Source organism: Sphingomonas sp. CFBP 13728 (genome assembly GCF_014841895.1).
Taxonomy (GTDB): domain Bacteria; phylum Pseudomonadota; class Alphaproteobacteria; order Sphingomonadales; family Sphingomonadaceae; genus Sphingomonas.
This window is the reverse complement of the sequence record NZ_JACYUS010000002.1, coordinates 217,896-237,776: the sequence shown is the minus strand read 5'-3', so window position 1 is coordinate 237,776 and position 19,881 is coordinate 217,896. Positions and strand designations below refer to the sequence as shown.

General features: G+C 65.8%; 23 protein-coding genes. 8 read left to right on the top strand and 15 right to left on the bottom strand.

Going from position 1 to position 19,881, the window contains the following annotated elements; genetic code table 11:
* Positions 1-45: 45 nt before the first annotated feature.
* The 5 genes from rpoN to IFT67_RS09905 form a co-directional block, all read right to left on the bottom strand.
* On the bottom strand, positions 46-1,545 hold the full coding sequence (gene rpoN / locus IFT67_RS09925) for an RNA polymerase factor sigma-54 (protein WP_192146916.1): 1,500 nt from the start codon (positions 1,543-1,545) through the stop codon (positions 46-48).
* Positions 1,546-1,701: 156 nt separating this feature from the next.
* Entirely contained in the window at positions 1,702-2,484 is a 783-nt protein-coding gene (lptB, locus tag IFT67_RS09920; RefSeq protein ID WP_107963957.1) for an LPS export ABC transporter ATP-binding protein, read from the bottom strand.
* Positions 2,485-2,603: 119 nt separating this feature from the next.
* Positions 2,604-3,152: an LptA/OstA family protein gene (locus IFT67_RS09915; RefSeq protein ID WP_107963956.1), complete on the bottom strand. Its 549-nt coding sequence runs from the start codon at positions 3,150-3,152 to the stop codon at positions 2,604-2,606.
* A gap of 5 nt (positions 3,153-3,157) precedes the next feature.
* Positions 3,158-3,811: an LPS export ABC transporter periplasmic protein LptC gene (lptC, locus tag IFT67_RS09910; RefSeq protein WP_192146914.1), complete on the bottom strand. Its 654-nt coding sequence runs from the start codon at positions 3,809-3,811 to the stop codon at positions 3,158-3,160.
* Positions 3,811-4,431, bottom strand: coding sequence for a ribonuclease D (locus tag IFT67_RS09905; protein WP_192146912.1), 621 nt, complete (start codon positions 4,429-4,431; stop codon positions 3,811-3,813). Before IFT67_RS09905 ends, lptC begins: the two co-directional genes overlap by 1 nt.
* Positions 4,432-4,733: 302 nt before the next feature.
* Here IFT67_RS09905 and IFT67_RS20860 point away from each other — a divergent pair, with 302 nt between their 5' ends.
* Together IFT67_RS20860 and IFT67_RS09895 are read left to right on the top strand one after the other, a co-directional pair.
* Complete coding sequence (locus IFT67_RS20860) at positions 4,734-5,594, top strand: cold-shock protein (RefSeq protein ID WP_192146910.1); 861 nt, start codon at positions 4,734-4,736, stop codon at positions 5,592-5,594.
* Positions 5,595-5,627: 33 nt separating this feature from the next.
* On the top strand, positions 5,628-6,446 hold the full coding sequence (locus IFT67_RS09895; protein WP_244647313.1) for a glutaminyl-peptide cyclotransferase: 819 nt from the start codon (positions 5,628-5,630) through the stop codon (positions 6,444-6,446).
* A gap of 277 nt (positions 6,447-6,723) precedes the next feature.
* Here IFT67_RS09895 and IFT67_RS09890 read toward each other — a convergent pair whose 3' ends face one another.
* From IFT67_RS09890 to IFT67_RS09865, 6 genes are all read right to left on the bottom strand, one after another.
* Entirely contained in the window at positions 6,724-7,437 is a 714-nt protein-coding gene (locus tag IFT67_RS09890) for an AcvB/VirJ family lysyl-phosphatidylglycerol hydrolase (RefSeq protein WP_342450599.1), read from the bottom strand.
* Positions 7,438-7,567: 130 nt separating this feature from the next.
* Positions 7,568-9,160 (bottom strand): cisplatin damage response ATP-dependent DNA ligase, encoded by a 1,593-nt coding sequence (locus IFT67_RS09885; RefSeq protein WP_192146904.1) that lies wholly within the window; start codon positions 9,158-9,160, stop codon positions 7,568-7,570.
* 266 nt (positions 9,161-9,426) lie between these two features.
* Positions 9,427-9,612 carry a DUF1328 family protein gene (locus IFT67_RS09880; RefSeq protein ID WP_107955576.1) on the bottom strand — a complete coding sequence of 62 codons (186 nt, stop codon included), beginning with the start codon at positions 9,610-9,612 and terminating at the stop codon, positions 9,427-9,429.
* Between the two features lie 67 nt (positions 9,613-9,679).
* Complete coding sequence (locus IFT67_RS09875; protein ID WP_192146902.1) at positions 9,680-10,177, bottom strand: Dps family protein; 498 nt, start codon at positions 10,175-10,177, stop codon at positions 9,680-9,682.
* Positions 10,178-10,238: 61 nt separating this feature from the next.
* The gene (locus tag IFT67_RS09870) at positions 10,239-10,805 is read right to left on the bottom strand and encodes a TMEM165/GDT1 family protein (RefSeq protein ID WP_192146900.1); all 567 of its coding nucleotides are present in this window, start codon (positions 10,803-10,805) and stop codon (positions 10,239-10,241) included.
* A 3-nt stretch (positions 10,806-10,808) separates the two neighbouring features.
* The gene (locus tag IFT67_RS09865; protein ID WP_254784358.1) at positions 10,809-11,141 is read right to left on the bottom strand and encodes a hypothetical protein; all 333 of its coding nucleotides are present in this window, start codon (positions 11,139-11,141) and stop codon (positions 10,809-10,811) included.
* Between the two features lie 192 nt (positions 11,142-11,333).
* Between IFT67_RS09865 and rpmG the strand changes: the two genes are divergently transcribed.
* Entirely contained in the window at positions 11,334-11,501 is a 168-nt protein-coding gene (gene rpmG / locus IFT67_RS09860) for a 50S ribosomal protein L33 (protein WP_055881863.1), read from the top strand.
* Positions 11,502-11,800: 299 nt separating this feature from the next.
* On the opposite strand, the gene IFT67_RS09855 is transcribed toward rpmG, so the two are convergent.
* Complete coding sequence (locus tag IFT67_RS09855; protein ID WP_056063573.1) at positions 11,801-12,163, bottom strand: response regulator; 363 nt, start codon at positions 12,161-12,163, stop codon at positions 11,801-11,803.
* 36 nt (positions 12,164-12,199) lie between these two features.
* On the opposite strand from IFT67_RS09855, the gene IFT67_RS09850 reads away from it, so the two are divergent.
* From IFT67_RS09850 to IFT67_RS09835, 4 genes are all read left to right on the top strand, one after another.
* Entirely contained in the window at positions 12,200-12,484 is a 285-nt protein-coding gene (locus IFT67_RS09850; protein WP_192146899.1) for a DUF3572 domain-containing protein, read from the top strand.
* Positions 12,481-13,107: an HAD family hydrolase gene (locus IFT67_RS09845; protein ID WP_192146897.1), complete on the top strand. Its 627-nt coding sequence runs from the start codon at positions 12,481-12,483 to the stop codon at positions 13,105-13,107. The genes IFT67_RS09850 and IFT67_RS09845 overlap by 4 nt, the downstream gene beginning before the upstream one ends.
* 308 nt (positions 13,108-13,415) lie before the next feature.
* Entirely contained in the window at positions 13,416-13,880 is a 465-nt protein-coding gene (locus IFT67_RS09840; RefSeq protein WP_192146895.1) for a RidA family protein, read from the top strand.
* 42 nt (positions 13,881-13,922) lie between these two features.
* Positions 13,923-15,068, top strand: a complete 1,146-nt coding sequence (locus IFT67_RS09835) for a GNAT family N-acetyltransferase (protein WP_192146893.1) — start codon at positions 13,923-13,925, stop codon at positions 15,066-15,068.
* On the opposite strand, the gene IFT67_RS09830 is transcribed toward IFT67_RS09835, so the two are convergent.
* Together IFT67_RS09830 and IFT67_RS09825 are read right to left on the bottom strand one after the other, a co-directional pair.
* Entirely contained in the window at positions 15,031-16,617 is a 1,587-nt protein-coding gene (locus IFT67_RS09830) for a hypothetical protein (protein WP_192146891.1), read from the bottom strand. The genes IFT67_RS09835 and IFT67_RS09830 overlap by 38 nt on opposite strands.
* 122 nt (positions 16,618-16,739) lie before the next feature.
* A complete protein-coding gene (locus IFT67_RS09825; RefSeq protein WP_192146889.1) occupies positions 16,740-17,957 on the bottom strand; it encodes an argininosuccinate synthase in 1,218 nt (405 codons plus the stop codon).
* Between the two features lie 26 nt (positions 17,958-17,983).
* Between IFT67_RS09825 and IFT67_RS20405 the strand changes: the two genes are divergently transcribed.
* Positions 17,984-18,484 (top strand): EF-hand domain-containing protein, encoded by a 501-nt coding sequence (locus IFT67_RS20405; RefSeq protein ID WP_107963941.1) that lies wholly within the window; start codon positions 17,984-17,986, stop codon positions 18,482-18,484.
* 135 nt (positions 18,485-18,619) lie between these two features.
* On the opposite strand, the gene IFT67_RS09815 is transcribed toward IFT67_RS20405, so the two are convergent.
* Entirely contained in the window at positions 18,620-19,846 is a 1,227-nt protein-coding gene (locus IFT67_RS09815) for an SAM-dependent methyltransferase (protein WP_192146887.1), read from the bottom strand.
* Positions 19,847-19,881: the final 35 nt, after the last annotated feature.

Genomic DNA, 19,881 nt, shown 5'->3' with positions numbered 1-19,881 from the left:
CGAGATGACAGGCCGACGCTAGGCCTATCGCGACGAAAGGCAAGCTTAGCCGGCGCCCCCTAATGTACGGGCCCGGCGGCGTTGCACGGAACTTCCTACCCCCAACGCCTCGCGGTATTTGGCAACGGTCCGCCGCGCGATGTCGAAGCCTTTGGCGTTGAGCAGGTCGACCAGCGTGTCGTCGGACAGGATCTTCGCACCCTCGGTGTCGATCAGCGCCTTGATCGCCGATTTCACCGCCTGCGCCGACACCGCCTCGCCGCCGTCCGCCGACTGGATCGCGCTCGTGAAGAAGTATTTCAGCTCGTACAGCCCGCGCGCGCACGAGACGTATTTGTTGCTCGTCACGCGGCTGACGGTCGATTCGTGCATCTCGATCGCGTCCGCGACCTGGCGCAGCGTCAGGGGCCGCAGATGCGCGACGCCCTTCAGGAAGAACGCTTCCTGCTGCTTCACGATCTCGGTCGCGACCTTGATGATCGTCCGCTGGCGCTGGTCGAGCGCCTTCACCAGCCAGTTCGCGCTCGCGAGGCAATCCGACAGCCACGCCTTCGACGCCTTGTCCTGCTGCCCGCCCGACAGCTCGGTGTAGTAACTCCGGTTGACCAGCACGCGGGGCAGGGTGGTGGCGTTGATCTCGATCGCCCAGCCCGCCTTGGTCCGCGCGACGAACAGGTCGGGCGTGACCGACTGCGACGGCTCGCCGCCATAGCGACAGCCGGGCTTCGGATCGTAACTGCGGAGTTCGCGGATCATGTCGGCCATGTCCTCGTCGTCGACGTCGCACATCCGCTTCAACCGCGTCAGTTCACCGCGCGCGAGCAGGTCGAGATTGTCGATCAGCCGCGCCATGCACGGATCGTAGCGGTCCGCCTCGCGCGCCTGCAACGCGAGGCATTCCGATAGGTCGCGCGCGCCGACGCCGGTCGGGTCGAACGTCTGGATCGTCGCCAGGACGGCCTCGACGCGGACCAGCGGCACGCCCAGCCGGTTGGCGATGTCGAGCAGCGATACGGTGAGATAGCCTGCCTCGTCGATCTGGTCGATCAGGTGCGCGGCGACGAAGGCGTCGTCGTGGGCAATCGCCGGCCCGGCCTGCGCGAGGAGGTGATCCGCGAGGCTGAGGCTGGTATCGGCGAATGCGTCGAGATCGGGGCCGTCTTCGCCGCCCGCTCCCCCCGCGCTCGCGCCGGTCATCGACAGCGCGCCGTCCATCCCGCTACCGCCGTCGGCGACGCTGTCCTGTTGGTGGCTTTCGGTCGCGTAGTCGACGTCGAGCGTCGGTTCGTCGCCTGCGCCCGTGCCCGCGACGAGTTCGTCGGCAGCGACGCGTTCGTCGCGGACTTCGGCGACGGGCTCGCGGTCGGGCGCGTCGTTATCCTCGGCGGCGCTGGCTTCGAGCAGCGGGTTGCGCTCGACTTCCTCGGCGATGAACCCTTCGATCTCGAGGTTCGACAGCGCCAGCAGCTTGATCGCCTGCTGGAGCTGCGGAGTCATCACCAGCGACTGCGACTGGCGGATGTCCAGGCGAGGGGCGAGGCTCATGCCGGCGAGTCCCGTAGAGAGCGCAACAACTCAATTCCGTCACCCCAGCGGAAGCTGGGGTCTTCCACGATCGGAGCGCGCGCCCTCACCGGGAGATCCCAGCTTTCGCTGGGATGACGGGTGGGGGTGGGGGCTGTGAGGGGGGGCGGCATGATCTTAAAGCGAGAAGCCTTCGCCGAGGTACAGGCGCCGGACGTTCGCATCGGCGACCAGTTCCTCGGGCGAGCCGGAGAACAGCACCCGGCCGTCGTAGATGATGTAGGCGCGGTCGACGATTTCGAGCGTCTCGCGGACGTTGTGATCGGTGATCAGCACGCCGATGTCGCGGCGCTTGAGGTCCTTCACCAGATCGCGGATGTCCGCGATCGAGATCGGATCGATGCCCGCGAACGGCTCGTCGAGCAGCATGATCGACGGGTCCGCCGCCAGCGCGCGCGCGATTTCCGCGCGTCGTCGCTCGCCACCCGACAACGCCATCGCCGGTGCCGCGCGGAGGCGGGTCAGGCCGAACTCCTCCAGCAGCGTGTCGAGTTTGCGCTGCCGTGCCGCCTTGTCGGGCTCGGACAGCTCCAGCACGGTCAGGATGTTCTTCTCGATCGTCAGTCCGCGAAAGATCGACGTTTCCTGCGGCAGATAGCCGAGGCCAAGGATCGCGCGACGGTACATCGGCAGCTTCGTGATGTCCTCGCCGTCGAGCATGATGCGGCCCGAATCGGGCTTCACCAGGCCCATCACCGAGTAGAAGCACGTCGTCTTGCCCGCGCCGTTGGGGCCGAGCAGGCCGACCACCTCACCGCGCCCGACCGAGACCGACACGTCGGTGAGCACGACGCGCTTGTCGTAAGACTTGGCGATCGAGACGACCTGGAGCCCGTTGCTCACCGGCGGCTCGGAAATCGGCTCGACGTTCTCGATCGGGGGCAGCGTGGTGGCGTCCATGGGATCAGGCCCTCGCAAAAGTCAGTCGCCGAAAACTCGGCGGGGGTTTGGCAGGAAACATGCATGAGCGCGCCGCCGGAGGGAAGCCCCTACGAGCCCCTCACGACGCCCCTGCTGGCTCAGTTGCGCTTGGGGACCGAGAAGGTGCCGGTCACGCGACCGCCGGTTTGGGTCACAGTGCCACCGCTCGCCGCCGATCCACCCGCGCTGCCGCCGGCGACCGATGAGCCGTCGATGACCGAACGCCCGGTGTCGAGGTTCATCGTCAGGCGCCCGCCGTTTACGGTGTTGCCCGCCTGCGTCAGCGTCACCGCGCCGAGCATCGTGATGACGCGGCGGTTGAGGTCGTAGATCGCATACTGGCTCCGCGCCGTCTGGTCGGGCCGCTTGACGATCACGCCGCCCGACGCGTCGAGCCGCGACACCTGCGGGTTCCCGCCGATCACCTGGCCGGTATACGCCACCGTCATCCGCGCCGAGTTCAGCGTCATCTCGGCCTGCTTGACCGCGACGTTGCCCGACAGGATCGCGCGGTTCGCCTTGTCCTGCAATTCGATATGGTCCGCGCCGAAATCGATCGGGGCGTTGGAATTGTGCGCCTGCTGCGCGACCGCGGTCGTGGAGAGCAAAAGGGCGGACAAGCCGGCAAGAATGTGAGTGGCGCGCATGGCGGCTATTTCGGCCCTCTGGGGATGATCCGCAAGCGCGCATTGCCATCGAGCGTCACGGTGCGCTCCTCCAGGTTCGCGCGCAGCTTGTTTGCGCTGAACGTCCCCTGCTGGACGGTGCCGGTCGCCGCTCCGCCGCTTTCGAGCGTGCGCGCCTTCATGTCGATCGTCGCGTTGGTGGTCTTGAGGTTGTAGCCGCCCGCCGCAGTGGCGTTCAGCGGACCGAACAGCTGCACCTTCTCGGTGTCCATGTCGTAGCGCCCGGTGTTCGCCTTGATGTTGGCGGGGCCGTCGGTCAGCTGGATCTGCGCGGCGAGCTGATTGAGCTGGACGATGGGCTCGGCCGAGCTCTTCTGGATCGCCGAGGCCGCGTCGAGCGTGAACGCTTGGCCCTTCGTATCCTCGCCGCGATAGCGCGCCGCCTGCGTCTTCATCCGCTCCTGCGCGACGTCGACCTTGTTCTTGTCGAGCAGGAACGACACGTCGCCGCCCGCCGTCAGTGGCGCCATCACCAGGAACGCCGCCAGCACGCCGATCGCGGTCGGCAGGCCGACGCGGGCGATCGCCACGAACCGATCGTGGCTGCCGCCGGGCGCGGCCCAGTCCTGGCGCGCGGTTCGCACGCGACGGGCTACCGGAGAAGGCGGCGGAACGTCCATCAAGCGTGTGCGAAAATGTCGATTTCGGGCCAGCCGGCGATGTCGAGCGCGGCACGAGTCGGCAGGAAGTCGAAGCACGCCTGCGCAAGCTCCATCCGGCCTTCGCGAATCAGCCGCTTGTCGAGCTCGGTCCGCAACCGGTGGAGGAAGCGCACGTCCGACGCCGCATAATCCTTCTGCGCCTCCGACAGTTCGGGGCTGCCCCAGTCCGACGACTGCTGCTGCTTCGAGATGTCCTGGCCGAGCAGTTCGCGGACGATTTCCTTGAGACCGTGACGATCGGTGTAGGTCCGCACCAGCCGCGACGCGATCTTGGTGCAATATACCGGTGCCGCGACGACGCCGAGATAATATTGGACTGCGGCGATATCGAACCGGCCGAAATGATAGAGCTTCACGCGCGACGGATCGGCCAGCAGCGCCTTCAAATTGGGCGCGTCGTAGCCGGCTCCCGCGGCGAATCGGACGAGGTGCTCGTCGGGGCCGCCATCGGAAAGCTGGACGAGGCACAACCGGTCGCGGGGCGTGATCAGCCCCATCGTCTCGGTATCGACGGCGATCGCGGCGCCGGCCGCGAACAGGTCGGCGGGAATGTCGCCTTCGTGGAGATGAACTGTCATGCATCGGCCGTAGCCGCCCGAGGCTGAACGCTCAATGCCTCTATATGCGTCACCGATCCGAATCAGGCGACAAGAAGGCTTTGCGCGGGCCGATGCGACGAGTCGTGGCTGGCGCGCGACACTTGCGCCAGTATCGATCCAAATCGAGCGCCCTCGGATCAGAATCTATTCGCGACGGCTTGTATTTTGCGCTAAGGGTCCCCTCAAGGCGCAAAAGGTTTCGCGCTGGAAAACCTGCGTTCGTCGTCCGGCACAAGGGTTTTGAGAAATTTGCGGGCGAACCGGGAAGACGAACAGAGCTTATGGGTTTCGATAAAGGTGGCCGCGGGAACCGTGGCGGGCGTGGCCGCGACAAGCGCGACAGCTTCGGCGGCGGCGACAACGAGTTCGGCGGCGGCAGCAGCTTTGGCGGTGGCGGCGATCGGTTCGGCGGCGGCGGTGGTAGCAGCTATGGCGGTGGCTCGAGCTACGGCGGCGGCGGTGGCAGCAGCTACGGCGGCGGTAGCAGCTTCGGTGGCGGCAGCGGCGGCGGCGGTGGTTACCGCGGCGGCGGCGGTGGCGGCGGCTTCTCGGGCGGTGGCGGCGGCGGCGGTGGTCGCGGCATGCCTCCCCAGGTCGTCGGCGAAGGCACGGGCGTCGTAAAGTTCTTCAACGCGCAGAAGGGCTTCGGCTTCGTCGTTCGCGATGACGGCGGCGAGGACGTGTTCGTCCACATCAGCGCCGTCGAGCAGGCCGGCATGGTTGCTCTCGCCGAGGGTCAGCCGCTCGGCTTCACGCTCGTCGACCGCGGTGGCCGTATCTCGGCAACCGACCTCAAGATCGATGGCGAGCCGATGGCCGTCACCGATCGCGGCCCGCCGCGTGACCGTGATGCCGGCCCGGGTGCACCCCGTGGTGGCGATCGCGACCGTGATGGTGGTGCAGGTGGCGCACAGCGTCAGCTCACCGGCGAGAAGGCGACCGGTACGGTCAAGTTCTTCAACGCGATGAAGGGCTTCGGCTTCATCCAGCGCGACGACGGACAGCCTGACGCATTCGTCCACATCTCGGCCGTCGAGCGCGCCGGCATGTCGACTCTGAACGAGGGCGACAAGCTCGAGTTCGAGCTCGAGGTCGATCGTCGCGGCAAGTACGCAGCGGTGAACCTGAGCGCAGGCGGCTGATAGCTGTCTGATCCGACCATGTTTGGTAGGATAATGATTGCGGCCGGTTTCGCTTTGGCGGGACCGGCCGTTCTCGTTTCATCGTCTTCGCTGTCGTCCGCAGCGCAGGCCGGGCAGGGTGCTGTCGCAGCTCCGCGCGAGCCGACCCGCGTGCCGGTGTTCTCGGCGACGATCGTCGCGCGGTATCCGCATGACCGCACCGCATTTACCGAGGGCCTGCTCTGGCACGACGGCGCGCTGTACGAGAGCACGGGGCAGGAGCGGCAATCCGACGTTCGCCGCGTCTCGCTCAAGGACGGGAAGATCCTAGCGAAGGCGCGAATCGATCCTGCGCAGTTCGGCGAAGGCCTCGCACTGTGGAAGGACCAGCTCGTCAGCCTCACTTGGCACGATGGCATCGCGCACCGCTGGGACGTTCGCACGCTGAAGCCGCAGGGCCAGAACCGCTACACCGGCGAAGGCTGGGGCCTGACCAGCGACGGCGTCTCGCTGCTCCAGTCCGACGGCAGTTCCGACATCATCGTCCGCGACCCGCTGACACTGGCCGAACGCAAGCGCGTCGCGGTGACGATCGACGGCCGCCCGTTGCGCGACATCAACGAACTCGAATATGTCCACGGTGCGCTGCTCGCCAACGTTTGGCACACCGGCTTCCTCGTCCGCATCGATCCTGCGACCGGCAAGGTGACCGCGGTGATCGACCTCCGCCCGCTGGTCGCCGAGATCGCCGCGACGGACCGTGAGGCGGTCCTCAACGGCATTGCCTGGGATGCGAAAGCCGATCGGCTGTTCGTGACGGGCAAATACTGGCCGACGCTGTTCGAGATCAAGATCGCCGCCAAGCCGCAATAGTCTGCGTGGTTCCGGTCCATGCCAACGCACCCCTACTTGTTCTCCCGCGAAGGCGGGGCCCAGACTGGACTCCCGCCTTCGCGGGAGAACATGGGGGCCGCCGCGGTCCATCGGCTTAACCGTCACCCCAGCGAAAGCTGGGGTATCCCCGTTGGCGGGCGCGTACCCCACACGATAAGATCCCAGCTTTCGCTGGGATGACGATTGGGGGATGGGCGGAAGTTTGAGTAATTGAGGGATTGGGTCGGGAGCGCACGACGTAGCATCTCGCCCGACCTTAGAACCCCCGTCCCGCACTCGGCGCCACCGCCCGTATCGTCGCCAGTACATGCCGCAGCAACCCATCAGCATCGTGATGGATGTTATGCCCCCCCGGCATCCCGACCTTTCGCGCGTTCGCGGTGGTCAGCAGCGGACACAGGCTGTCAGTCTCCTCCAGCCCGTAGATACACGTCACCGGCGCCCAGGTCAGTCGGTTGCCGGTCGTCGCCCCCATGCTGTCGGGCGTCCCGTGGTCGTAGAGCAGTCCCGAAGGGTCGGCGCGGTAGAACACCGTGTCGCCGGGCAGGATCAAAACGATCGCCGCCACACGCGCACGCATGTCCTTCGGCAGGTTCACTAGCCCCGTCTGGACGATATCCGCGCCGTAGGACTGCCCCATCACCACGATCCGCTTCGCGCCTGTCCGCGCCAGCGCGGTCCGCACGCCGTCCGCAACGATCGTATCGAGTTCCAGCCGCGTCCGATGCTGCGCGAACAGGGCCGGCGTCGTGATGCCGACCACCGGGATACCGTGCTCGGTCAGCCCGCGCGAGGTCGATGCGCCGAGCAGGAACCGCAGCCCCATGTCGCCCGAGAAGTTCACCACCACGATCGGTGGCGGTCCCGAGGCCTGAACGCCGATCGCCGGATACACATGCACCGGATCGCGGTCGAAATAGCCGGCGAGGTAGATGAACAGCACGACGATCGCGGATGTTATGCCAGTCACCCACGCGCCGCGCCGCCAGCGTCGTGCAGCTATCGTTCGCGGATGTTTCGTAATTCTCACGGCATCATCCTGACCTGTACCAAGACCGAGCCAATACCCCGCGCGGCCGCGCACTTCCATGACGCGCGGATTACGTGATCATTCGCTTGAGCGTCTCGATCCGGTCCGCCTCCGCCGCGGGCTTGTCCGTCCGGATCCGCGCGATCCGCGGAAAGCGCATCGCCACGCCTGACTTATGACGCTTCGAATCGTGGAGCGAATCGAACGCGATCTCCAGCACCAGCGTCTTCTCGACCTCGCGTACTGGCCCGAACCGGTTCTGCGTGTGGTTGCGCACGAAGCTGTCGAGCATTTTGAGCTCTTCGTCGGTGATCCCGGAATAGGCTTTCCCGACCGGGAGCAGTTCGCCCTCTTCGGTCCAGCAGCCGAAGGTATAGTCGGAATAATAGGACGATCGCCGCCCCGAGCCACGCTGCGCGTACATCATCACGCAGTCGGCGGTCAGCGGATCACGTTTCCACTTATACCAGAGCCCGGCGCGACGTCCGCCGACGTACGGCGAATCGCGACGCTTCAGCATCACGCCTTCGATCGCCGAATCGCGCGCGGTGGCACGGATCGCCTCCAGTGCGGTGAAGTCGTCCGCGTCGATCACGACGCTCAGATCGAACCGCTCGGAGTCGAGTTGCGGCACGAACGCCTCCAACCGCTTCCGCCGCTCGGTCCAGGGTAGCGAACGCAAATCCTCGTCGCCATCGATCAGCAGATCATAGAGCCGCACGAACGCGGGATAGTCCGCCAGCATCTTCGCCGACACGGTCTTGCGCCCAAGCCTCTGCTGCAACGCGTTGAAGCTCGCCGCCCCGCCACCATCCTCCAGCGTGCCGCCCTGATGTTCGCCCTTCACCAGCAGTTCGCCGTCGACTGTGCCGGGCGTCCGAAACGCGGCGGCGATCTCCGGGAAGCTGCCCGTCACGTCGTCGCCGGTGCGGCTGTAGAGGCGCGTTTCACCCGCGACATGGACGATCTGGACGCGGATGCCGTCCCATTTCCACTCCGCGGCATAGTCGGCGAGATCGACGCGGAGGTCTTCAAGCCCGTGCGCCAGCATGAACGGCCGGAACACGGGCACGTCGGCCGGCGTCGGCTGCGCGCCCGTGCCCTCCGCCCAAGCGAACAGGCTCGGATACGGCGCGTCTAGGCCGTGCCACACCTCCTCGACTGCATCGACATCGAGCCCGAACGAATCCGCCAGCGCAGTCTTCGCCAACCGCGCCGACACGCCGATCCGTAGCGCACCCGTCGCCATCTTGAGCAGTGCGAACCGCTCCTCGGCGTCGGATCGGTCGAGCATGTCGGCCAGCGCACCCGGCGCATCGGCCCGCGACAACGCCGCCAGCCGCTCGACGACGTCGGTGATCGACAAGGGGGTGGGATCGACCGGCACCGTCGGTTCAGGCCAGAGCAGCGCGACGGTCTCCGCGGTATCGCCGACATAATCGCGGCTCATCCGGAACAGCACCGGATCGACGCGCTCCTCGATCAGGCCGCGGATCACCGCGGACTTCACGCCCTTGAGATCGAGATCGCCGGTTAGCGCCGCCATTGCCCAGCCCCGGTCCGGGTCGGGCGTCGCGCGCAGGTAATCCGCGATCAGCTTCAGCTTGGCGTTACGCGACCGTGTGTAGGTGAGCGAATCGAGCAGGGCGGCAAAAGCGTGCATCGTGGGAGAACGCTCCTGCCGCGCGAAGGGATGCAGAACAGGCCCTACACCGCTCGCTCCATTCTCAATCCTCACCCGCAAGGGGGAGGTGGCACCGAAGATGACGGAGGGGGAGGACACTGAACGCCAGTTTTCCTTTTCTTCCCCTCCGTCTGGCAAGCGCCAGCCACCTCCCCCTTGCGGGGGAGGATTTCGGATCCAGACACGAAACGACCGCCGCCGGAAGGTCCGACGACGGTCGTTGTCATGCGATCGGATCGCCGGCGTCAGTCGACCGCGTTCTTGATCCCCTTGCCCGCGAGCAGGCCGAGCACGAGGAAGATTACGAACAGCGCGATCGCGATGAAGAACAGGATCTTGGCGATGCCGATGAAGGCACCGCCGATGCCGCCGAAGCCGAGCAGCGCGAGGACTGCGCCGATGACGAGAAAGGTAATTGCAAGCTTCAACATATCGGCCTCCTGTTTGGTAAGGTCGCTCAACCGGCTTGGCGTCCGATTTGTTCCTCCGGCGTAACGATCACGCCTTGCGGCTCGCCTCGAACAGGAACCACGCACGCTCCTCGGCGTGATCCGTCCACTCATCGACGATGCCACTCGTCGCGTTGTCCTTGGCGGCGTCGGCGGCGTCCTTGACGATGCGGAACTGCTCGACGAGCTTCAGATTGTCCTCGCGCAGTTCGGCGAGCATCTCGGTCGGGCCGACGAACGCCATGTCGTTGTCGGCGATCGTCTGGTGGCGCGAGATGTCGCCGATCGAGCGCAGCGTGGTGTTGCCGGTCTTGCGCACGCGCTCGGCGATCGCGTCGGTCACGCCGATGATCTGCGTGGACTGGTCGTCGAGCAGCAGATGATAGTCGCGGAAATGCGGCCCCGACATATGCCAGTGGAAGTTCTTAGTCTTGAGGTACAGCGCGTAGCAATCGGCAAGCGCGGCGTTCAGCGCGTCGGCGACCGATTTGGTGCTGTTGCTCGGCAGGTCGGTCGGCGTGTCGAGGGCGGGATTGATGTCGGCCATGTCTAGCTCCGGTTTGAAAGTCGTTGCGTGAACGATCCGAACACCGAATTGCTCCCGGCGGCTAGACCAATCGCAAGGCGCCGAGCGCGAGAACGATACCGAAGATCAGGAATACGATCCCGATCGCGATGCGCAGCGGCTTGAGCGGCAGCTTCAGCCACGCGGCCTCGCCCATCAGCGCGGCGGGGACGATCACGACCAGCGAGCCGATCGTCGCGCCGATCGCGGCGAGCGCGGGGACGGGCGTCCGCGCGGCGAGCGTCAGGACGATGAACTGCACGCCGTCGCCGAAGGCCAGGATGAACAGGCCGAGCGCGGTGGTGGCGATCACGCCGATCTTCCAGCGGTCGAGCCGGTCGGGTGTCTTGGCAGGGAAGAAGGATCCGCCGCCCTGCAACAGCAGCGCGAGCGCGAGCATCAGTTGTTGCGCATTGGGAGCAAGCTTCGGCCCGATTACCGCGCCGAGCGCCGCCGGCAGGCTGCTCGCCACGAGCAACGCCAGCGCCGCCATCGCGATGACCAGACCCGGTTTTCGGTACCGGTCCGACAGGATCGCCGCGAGCCACGCGGTACGATCTCCGACCTGCGCGAGCGCTGCCGCGACCAGCGCCGCCATCAATGCGTCCATGGGTTATCCCGCAAGGCGCACCGAACACGCAGCGGCGAACGCGTGGCACGCCTGGACGTCCTGCCGCTCGCACCCGACCGCATCGCGCAGGATTGACAGCCAGCCATGCACCAGCGCGCCATGCTCGCCGCGCGACAGGGCCGAATCGACGAAGTGGGCGACGGTCACCGCCGGGTTGAGGCCGTTGGTATGCGCGATCACGCGGATCGCATCGATCTCGGTGGCGATGTCGCAGGGGCGGGAATAGGGCGCTCGGACATCGATCGCGGCGATTCGCGCTGCGAGATCGGCCTTCACCGCCATCATGTCGTCGATTCGAACCAGCGCCTGCCCCACGATCCCGCTCCTGTCTTTATCTGACGGTACAATGCGCCCCGGACAGTGAATAGCGGGTTAAATGAACGGTCTCGGCATGCTGCGACGGGGTAAAGCTTGACTTCGCTTCCTCCGTCCGCCATGCGCCGCCCCTGATGGAGCGGCGGCGTCAGTTCGCCGCTTTCGCATTTTCAAGCCATAGGAATTGGGCTCATGGCCAAGCCGACCACCGTAAAGATCAAGCTGCTCAGCACCGCTGACACCGGCTTCTTCTACGTAACCAAGAAGAATCCCCGTACCAAGACGGAGAAGCTCTCCTTCTCGAAGTACGATCCCGTCGTGCGCAAGCATGTCGAGTTCAAGGAAGCCAAGATCAAGTAATCCGGCCGGCGGTGCGAACCGCCGTCTGATTGCGACGATCCGAAAAGCCGCGGATAGCGATATCCGCGGCTTTTGGCGTTCGTGATTCCCTTCCGTTCGTCCTCCCCCTTCCGCTTGCCCCCTTTCCCGTTCGTCCTGAGTAGCCGTCGAGTAGTCGCCGTAGGCGGCGTATCGAGAGGGCGTATCGAAGGACAGGTTGGCGCGCGGAACGCATGCTTCGATACGAGCCCTCGATACGCTTCTGACGAAGCTACTCGGTCTCTACTCAGCACGAACGGAAGATTGGAGAGCCGGGCTGCTCAGATCAGCGCCCCCACCGCGTCCATGAACCGCGCCAGACTGATCGGCTTGGACACATACGAGTCCGCTCCGGCCGCCCGGATCCTCTCCTCGTCCTCGCGCCCAGCGTACGCGGTCACCGCCATCACGGGAATCGCGCGCAAGTCCTCGTCCGCCTTCAGTTCGAGGATGATCTCATAGCCGGTGACGTGCGGCATCTGGATGTCCATGATGATCAGGTCGGGCACGAATTCGCGCGCGCGCGCAACGGCTTCGCGGCCGTCGCGCACGGGTTCGACGGCGAACTGATGCGCGCGCAACAGGTCGCAGAATAGTTTGAGGTTCAGTTCGTTGTCCTCGACAACGAGCACCTTCTTTGTCACCGCCGCACCTTATCCGGAAAGAAGGCACGATAGGCAATGCGCGACCGCGATTCAAACGAAGACGCCGAAGCGCTCGCCCTGCGCGCTTTGGTATGGACGCTGGGCGAACCCGACCGCGCGATGCGGCTGTTGTCGGTGACCGGCCTCGACCCGAGCGACCTGCGTGCGCGAGCAAGCGACCCGGCGGTTTTGTCGGCGGCGCTCGGCTTCCTCGAAAACCATGAGCCGGACCTGATCGCCTGCGCCGAATCGGTCGGGGTGAAGCCCGAGGCGCTGGTCCGCGCGCACGCCAGACTCGATCAAGGAGACTTCGAAGCATGAGGCCGCTGCTGATCAGCGATTGTGACGAAGTGCTGCTGCACATGGTCAAGCATTTCGGCGTCTGGCTCGACGAGCGCCACGACATCGACTTCCAGATCCAGCACGGCGATTTCTCGACTGCGATGACGCGTCGCGATGGTGGTCCGCCGCCGTCGCGCGAGGACATGTGGGCGATGCTCGGCGAGTTCTTTCCCGCCGAGATGCACCGCCAGACGCTGGTGCCGCATGCGGTCGAGGCGCTCGAGCGGCTGGCGCGGGTGGCGGACATCGTCATCCTCACCAACCTCAAGGACGAGTGCCGCCAGCCGCGGATCGAGCAGCTCGCCAAGTTCGGGATCGCGCACCGGGTCGAGTGCAATCAGGGCGGCAAGGGTACCCCGGTGTCGCGGCTGGTCGAGGAATATGGCTCGCCGGTGACGGTGTTCGTCGACGATCTCGCGGTGCACCACGAGTCGGTCGCCAAGCACGCGCCGGGGGTGCACCGGCTGCACATGGTCTCCGAGCCGACGCTGGCGGTGAGTGTGCCGAAGGCGCCCGAGGCGCACGCGCGGATCGACGACTGGCGCGAGGCGGCGGACTGGATTGCTGCGCGGTTCGAGGCGGGTTTGCCGGCGGACGCCTGAATCGTCTGTTCCCTCGCGAACGCGGGGGTCCAGGAGCCAAGAACGTCACCGTCTGTAACCCTGGGCTCCCGCCTTCGCGGGAGAACAGGAAGGGGCGCGGGCATCTCATCCGCCGAGAGCGCCGCACTCAAATCGTCCGTCATCCCGGCGGAGGCCGGGACCCATGCGCGCTACGCTTGTGACGGTGTACGTCAGCCAGTCTGGCTCCAGCGTGCGTGAGCATCACGGACAGGTGTTGGGGCCCGACCATAAGGCGGCACCTCGCCCCCACTTGACCCATCCCCCGCCGCTGTGGTGATACCTCCGCCATGACCGATCGTATCGACCGCAAGCTCGAAGAGCTGGGCCTCACCCTCCCGCAGGCTGCCGCACCCGTGGCGTCCTACGTCCCGACCGTGCTGGCGAACGGCATGCTCCACATTTCGGGCCAGTTGCCGTTCAAGGACGGTGCGCTGGTCACCGGTCGCGTCGGAGACGGCGTATCGCTCGAAGACGCGCAGGAGGCCGCCAAGCTCTGCGCGCTCATGCTCGTCGCACAGATGAAGGCGGCTCTCGGCACACTCGGCCGCGTCGAGCGGATCGTGAAGCTCGGCGTGTTCGTCAACTCGACCGGCGATTTCACCGACCAGGCGAAAGTCGCCAACGGCGCCTCGGACCTGATGGTCGCGTTGTTCGGTGATGCCGGCAAGCATGCGCGCGCGGCAGTGGGCGTTCCCGTCCTCCCGCTCGGCGCCGCCGTCGAGATCGATGCGATCGTGCAGGTTTCCGCCTGACCTCCTTGGAGGCGCGCCTTCGCGTCTCTACCTAACGCAGTGATGAATTCGGTCACTGCTCGCATCGCCCAAGGCGTCACCTCGATCGCGGCCGAGAATTGGGAGGCGTGCTCCGGCACCGCCAACCCGTTCGTCGGCCACGCCTTCCTCTCCGCGCTCGAAGCCTCGAAAAGCGTCGGTGGCCGCTCGGGCTGGCAAGCGCTGCCGGTGGTGGTCGACGGCGCCGACGGCAAACCGGCAGGAATCGCCCCCGCCTACGCCAAGAGCCACAGCCAGGGCGAATACGTCTTCGACCAGGGCTGGGCCGACGCGTGGGAGCGGGCAGGGGGGCAATATTACCCAAAGCTCCAGATCGCCGCGCCCTTCAGCCCGGTGCCGGGCCCGCGCCTGCTGCTCCGCGACCGCGACCAAGCCCCCGCGTTGATCGCCGCGCTGGAGGCCGTGACCGACCAGAGCGGGCTATCCTCCGCGCATGCCACCTTCATCGATCCCGACGAAGTGGCTCTGTTCGAGTCCGCCGGCTGGCTGATCCGCCAGGGCACGCAGTTCCACTGGAAGAACGAGGGGTACGCCAGCTTCGACGACTTCCTCGCCGTGCTCGCCAGCCGCAAGCGCAAGGCGATCCGCAAGGAACGCGCCGCCGCCGTCGAAGGGCTGACGATCCGCCACCTCGTCGGCGCCGAAATCACGCCCGAGCACTGGGACGCGTTCTGGGTCTTCTACCAGGACACCGGCAGCCGCAAATGGGGCCAGCCCTACCTGACGCGCGCGTTTTTCGACCAGATCGGCAAGACGATGGGCGACCGCGTGCTGCTCATCCTCGCCGAGCGTGATGGCGTACCGATCGCTGGTGCCCTCAACTTAGTTGGCGACGACACGCTCTACGGCCGATACTGGGGCGCGACGGAGGAGGTGCCGTTCCTCCATTTCGAGCTCTGCTATTACCAGGCGATCGACGCCGCCATCGCGCGCGGCCTGAAGACCGTCGAGGCCGGTGCGCAGGGCGAACACAAGCTTGCACGCGGCTATGCCCCGGTCGCGACCTATTCCGCCCACTACATCCCCGACCCGAGCTTCCGCCGCGCGATCGCCGACTATCTCGTCCGCGAACGCGAGGCCGTGGCCGAGCAGCAGGAGTATCTCGGCGAGCTTACTCCGTTCCGGCGGGGCGAGCAGCAGGCTTGTTGACGCGGTACAACAGGCTGGTGCCGTCGCGGCGGATCAGGGTCAGGTCGCGGACCAGCGCCGGATCGAACTTCTGCGGATGGATCAGCCAGACATAATCGAACGCGTCGCGGGGGAATTTCGCCAGCGCCAGCGAGATCGGCCGCCAGAACTGGCCGCGGCACTTGATGTCGCTGACGATCTCCGACGGATCATGCGCGAACCCTCGCGCGGCCGCGTAGTTCGTCGTCAGCAACTGCGCACCAGCCATCGACCATTGGTCGTTGGTGAAGGCGAGGCGCCGCTCCAGCAGTAGCGCGGGCACATGTTCGAGCCGCGAATAGGCCCAGTCGTCGCGACAGCGCCGCCCGACGAACGACACGACGCGCGACCGCTCGGGCACCGTATCGATCGCCGCGATCGCCTGGTCGTAGCTGCGATCGTACATCAGGTAGCTGACCGTCGTCCCTGCCAGCCGCACGCCAAAGAATGCAAAGCCCAGCACTGCGAGCACCGCCGCCCCGCGCAGCGAAAGACCATGCCGCGGCCGCAGAGCGATCACCGCGATCCCGAGCATGAACGGCGCGAGCCGCATGTCGGCATAGGCCGACCCGAAGACGATCCGCGGCAACAGGATATACACGATCGCCAGGAACAGCGCCGACAGGCTCAGGTTGCGCGAATATTCGATCGTCTGGTCGCGCACGCCGCGGAACAGGATCACGAACAGCACGGTGACCGACGCGATGTCGAACGTCATCCAGCGATCGCGCAGGACCATCGTGATCCAGTTCATCTTCCAGCGCCAGTTGAACCAGTCCTGCGTCTTGCCGCCGACATGATCGCCCGACCGCCAGACCACCATCATCACCATCGGCAGCGCGAGCGGCAGGCAGTTCAGCCCCGCCTGGATGCACGCCTTGAACCAGCCATGCGCCCAGCTCTTGGGATCGCTGTCGCGGCGGATGTCGTGCTGGCGGATCAGCTCGGCGGAGAAGGCGAGTACGCCCAGCACACCCCAGCCGAACGTATGGCACAGCCACAACAGGCACGAGACGGGTACGAAGATGATGGTCCGCAGCTGCCGCCGGTCGAGCCGCCCCATCCGCAGCCACAGCGCGAACAGGTTGAGCGCGAGCGCCATGCCCAGCGCGAAATTCACGAATCCGAACTGGAAGGGGTAGCTGTAGGCGAGCGGCAACGCGAATAGCGCGGTCGCGGGGATTCGCCCATGCACCTCGCGCGCGATCCACAGCAGCCCCGTCACGGTCAGCGCGGGAATCGCCATCACGATCAGCTTCACCGCCAGCTGCAACCCGAAGATCGGCGCGAGCGGCACGATCAGCAGGTCGATGCCAAGGTTGCCGATCATCTGCCAGCGGAAGTTATACCACTGGGAAAGCCAGGGATTGTCGGCGATCGCCAGCTGGACGCGGTACCGGCCCATATGTCCGGGCAGGTCGACCAGCGGCGGTATTTCCGGCCACAGCAACGGTATGATCGATGCGATCGCAACCGCGGCAACGAATGCGCGCGTCTGCCACCAATGCAGCTTTTCCCCCTGAGTAATCATATCGTCGAACCCTAGGGGCGGGTGGGCGCACTAGACAAGTGCGCCCACGACGAGTTGACGATCTTCCCTGCAAACTTCGGCATCGAACCGCGGTCCAGTTGGTGGCGGATTACTGGTCGCCCCTACTGATCACGCCGTCCGAGCAGGCGCAGGCGCAGTGCGTTCAGCTTGATGAAGCCCGCCGCGTCGCGCTGATCGTAGGCGCCCTGGTCGTCCTCGAACGTCACGACCTTCTCCGAATACAGCGAGTTCGGCGACTTGCGGCCGACCACGTACACGCCGCCCTTGTAGAGCTTCAGTCGGACGGTGCCCGAGACCTTCTCCTGGCTGTGATCGATCGCGGCCTGGAGCATCTCGCGCTCGGGGCTGAACCAGAAGCCGTTGTAGATCAGCTCGGCATAACGTGGTGCCAGCTCGTCCTTCAGGTGCGCGGCGCCGCGATCGAGCGTCAGCTGCTCGATGCCGCGATGCGCGAGGTGATAGATCGTGCCACCGGGAGTCTCGTACATGCCGCGGCTCTTCATGCCGACGAACCGGTTCTCGACGAGATCGAGACGGCCGATGCCGTGACGGCGACCGTATTCGTTGAGCGTCGACAGCAGCGTCGCCGGGCTCATGCCCTCGCCATTGATCGCGACACCGTCGCCGCGCTCGAAATCGATCGTGATGTACTCAGGGGTATCGGGCGCGTCCTCGGGGTTCACGGTGCGCGAGTAGACATAGTCGGGAACCTCGTCCCATGGGTTCTCGAGCACGAGGCCTTCGCTCGACGTGTGCAGCATGTTCGCGTCGGTCGAGAAGGGCGCCTGGCCGCGCTTGTCCTTGCTGACCGGGATCTGGTGCTGCTCGGCGAACTCGATCAGCTTGGTGCGGCTGGTGAGGTCCCACTCACGCCATGGCGCGATGACCTTGATGTCGGGCGACAGCGCATAATAGCCGAGCTCGAAGCGGACCTGGTCGTTGCCCTTGCCGGTCGCACCGTGGCTGACCGCGTCGGCGCCCACCATCTTGGCGATCTCGATCTGCCGCTTGGCGATCAGCGGCCGCGCGATCGACGTGCCGAGCAGGTACAGCCCCTCGTACAGCGCGTTCGACCGCATCATCGGGAACACGTAGTCGCGCACGAACTCCTCGCGCAGATCGTCGACGAAGATGTGCTCGGGCTTGACGCCCATCATCTCGGCCTTGGCGCGCGCCGGCTCGAGCTCTTCGCCCTGGCCGAGATCGGCGGTGAAGGTCACAACTTCGCAGTTATACGTCTGCTGGAGCCATTTCAGGATCACGCTCGTGTCCAGGCCACCGGAATAGGCGAGCACGACGCGGTTGATCTGATCGGTCACGGGCAGAATCCTTTGGGCAATATCCAATGCGGCGCCCCTATGCGCTGGGCGCGCGCCATGCAACCACGCGCGTTAATGGCGCGTACAACCGAACCGGTCTATCTGCGCCGCGCATCCTCTGGAGTTACTGCACCGTGCTACGCCAAAGCCTCACCCTTCTCGTCCTCGCCGGCCTTGCGACTCCGGCGCTCGCGCAGGAAACCCGCGCGTCCGCCTCGGCCAAGTTCAAGGCCGAGTTCGCCGCGTCGGATACCAACAAGGACGGCGTCCTCACGCGCGCCGAAGTACAGGCACGGATCGGCAACATGAAGGTCGGCGGGCAGGGCCGTCCAGATCCCGTTCACGCCAAGCGTCTCGCGGACCTGTGGTTCACGAGCGCGGACAAGAACAAGGACGGCAAGGTGACGCAGGCCGAGGCGCAGGCGTTGCTCGCGGCGACCTTCGCGAAGTACGACGCGAACAAGGACGGCAAGATCGGCGGCGACGAACGCGCTGCGGCGAAGGCCGATGTACAGGGTCCGCGCTGAGCCCAACTCCTGTCGTCATCCCCGCGGAGGCGGGGACCCATATTGGCTGACGTGTGCGGTTCCATCTCCGAGGCTAGCCAGTATGGGTTCCCGCCTTCGCGGGAATGACCACCGGAATGACGGGGTGGACGGGCGTCAGCCCTCGCGCAAAGCCCGCTCGCCCTCGAGCATATAATCGCGCGTCAGCGGCAGCGTCATCCGGCTCTTCGACAGCTGGATCTGGTAATTGACCATCCCCCCGGTCCGGAACGCCGCCGCGGCGCCCGCCAGATAGAACGTCCACATCCGGTAGAACCGCTCGTCGTACAGCGCGACGATCGCGTCCTTCGCCGCCACCGTCCGATCGTACCAGAGGTCGATCGTCAGCGCATAATGCACGCGCAGCACCTCGATATCGGTCGGGAAGAACTTCAGCCCCTCATACCCCTTCACGATCTCCGATAGCGCGGGGTTATACCCGCCCGGGAAGATGTACTTGGTCGTGAAGGTGTCGGTGACGCCCGGACCGCCCATCCGGCCGATCGTGTGGAGCAGCATCACGCCGTCGTCGGTCAGCAGGTCACGGCATTTGCGGAAGAACGCCTTGTAGTGCGCGGGACCGACATGCTCGAACATCCCGACAGAGACGATCCGGTCGAAACTTCCCGTCAGCGCGCGGTAGTCGATCAGCTCGAACTTCACCTTGTCGGCGACCCCGGCTTCCTCGGCGCGACGCCGTGCGACCTTCAACTGTTCCTCGGACAGCGTCACGCCGAGCACTTCGGCGCCGGTCTTCGCGTGCAGGTACAGCGCCATGCCACCCCAGCCGCAGCCGATGTCGAGCACGCGCATGCCCGGCTGGATCGCGAGCTTGGCGGCGATGTGCGCCTTCTTGTCGTCCTGAGCTTGCTCCAGGCTGTTGCCCGCGTCAGTGAAGTACGCGCAGGAATATTGCCGGTCCGCGTCGAGGAACAGGCCGTACAGCCGATCCGAAAGATCGTAGTGATGCGCGACGTTCTTCTTCGACCGGCGCGCCATGTTCACCCGGTCGACGCGGTGGACGACCTTGCCGAGCAGCTTAATCGGCAGCGAGGGATTGAGCCCGCCGCCACGCTCCCATGGACTGTTGCCCTTGAGCAGGTTGACCAGATCGCGAATGTCGCCGCGGTCGATTACCAGGCGCCCATCCATGAACGCCTCCGCGGCGCCGAGCGCCGGGTGCCGGACGATCGCGCCCGCGACTCCTGGCTGGGTCAGCCGGATCGTGACCGGGTTGTAGGCGGGGTCGGGCTTGCCGAAATGTTTGGTCGTGCCGTCTGCATGGATGAGCGTGAGTTCGCCGGTTTTAACCTGCCGGGCCAGGAAACGATCGAAAAGTGCCATGCCGCGTTAGCTAATGACTGGTACGGAATTGCGCT

Bases quoted from the DNA above. Each gene is read 5' to 3' on its own strand.
- IFT67_RS09915 (WP_107963956.1), bottom strand. From the start codon at position 3,152: ATGCGCGCCACTCACATTCTTGCCGGCTTGTCCGCCCTTTTGCTCTCC.
- IFT67_RS09815 (WP_192146887.1), bottom strand. From the start codon at position 19,846: ATGGCACTTTTCGATCGTTTCCTGGCCCGGCAGGTTAAAACCGGCGAA.
- lptB (WP_107963957.1), bottom strand. From the start codon at position 2,484: ATGGACGCCACCACGCTGCCCCCGATCGAGAACGTCGAGCCGATTTCC.
- IFT67_RS09850 (WP_192146899.1), top strand. From the start codon at position 12,200: ATGCGCGACCGCGATTCAAACGAAGACGCCGAAGCGCTCGCCCTGCGC.
- IFT67_RS20405 (WP_107963941.1), top strand. From the start codon at position 17,984: ATGCGGCGCCCCTATGCGCTGGGCGCGCGCCATGCAACCACGCGCGTT.
- IFT67_RS09895 (WP_244647313.1), top strand. From the start codon at position 5,628: ATGATTGCGGCCGGTTTCGCTTTGGCGGGACCGGCCGTTCTCGTTTCA.
- rpoN (WP_192146916.1), bottom strand. From the start codon at position 1,545: ATGAGCCTCGCCCCTCGCCTGGACATCCGCCAGTCGCAGTCGCTGGTG.
- IFT67_RS09840 (WP_192146895.1), top strand. From the start codon at position 13,416: ATGACCGATCGTATCGACCGCAAGCTCGAAGAGCTGGGCCTCACCCTC.
- IFT67_RS20860 (WP_192146910.1), top strand. From the start codon at position 4,734: ATGGGTTTCGATAAAGGTGGCCGCGGGAACCGTGGCGGGCGTGGCCGC.
- IFT67_RS09905 (WP_192146912.1), bottom strand. From the start codon at position 4,431: ATGACAGTTCATCTCCACGAAGGCGACATTCCCGCCGACCTGTTCGCG.
- IFT67_RS09875 (WP_192146902.1), bottom strand. From the start codon at position 10,177: ATGGCCGACATCAATCCCGCCCTCGACACGCCGACCGACCTGCCGAGC.
- IFT67_RS09885 (WP_192146904.1), bottom strand. From the start codon at position 9,160: ATGCACGCTTTTGCCGCCCTGCTCGATTCGCTCACCTACACACGGTCG.
- IFT67_RS09880 (WP_107955576.1), bottom strand. From the start codon at position 9,612: ATGTTGAAGCTTGCAATTACCTTTCTCGTCATCGGCGCAGTCCTCGCG.
- rpmG (WP_055881863.1), top strand. From the start codon at position 11,334: ATGGCCAAGCCGACCACCGTAAAGATCAAGCTGCTCAGCACCGCTGAC.
- lptC (WP_192146914.1), bottom strand. From the start codon at position 3,811: ATGGACGTTCCGCCGCCTTCTCCGGTAGCCCGTCGCGTGCGAACCGCG.
- IFT67_RS09835 (WP_192146893.1), top strand. From the start codon at position 13,923: ATGAATTCGGTCACTGCTCGCATCGCCCAAGGCGTCACCTCGATCGCG.
- IFT67_RS09870 (WP_192146900.1), bottom strand. From the start codon at position 10,805: ATGGACGCATTGATGGCGGCGCTGGTCGCGGCAGCGCTCGCGCAGGTC.
- IFT67_RS09830 (WP_192146891.1), bottom strand. From the start codon at position 16,617: ATGATTACTCAGGGGGAAAAGCTGCATTGGTGGCAGACGCGCGCATTC.
- IFT67_RS09845 (WP_192146897.1), top strand. From the start codon at position 12,481: ATGAGGCCGCTGCTGATCAGCGATTGTGACGAAGTGCTGCTGCACATG.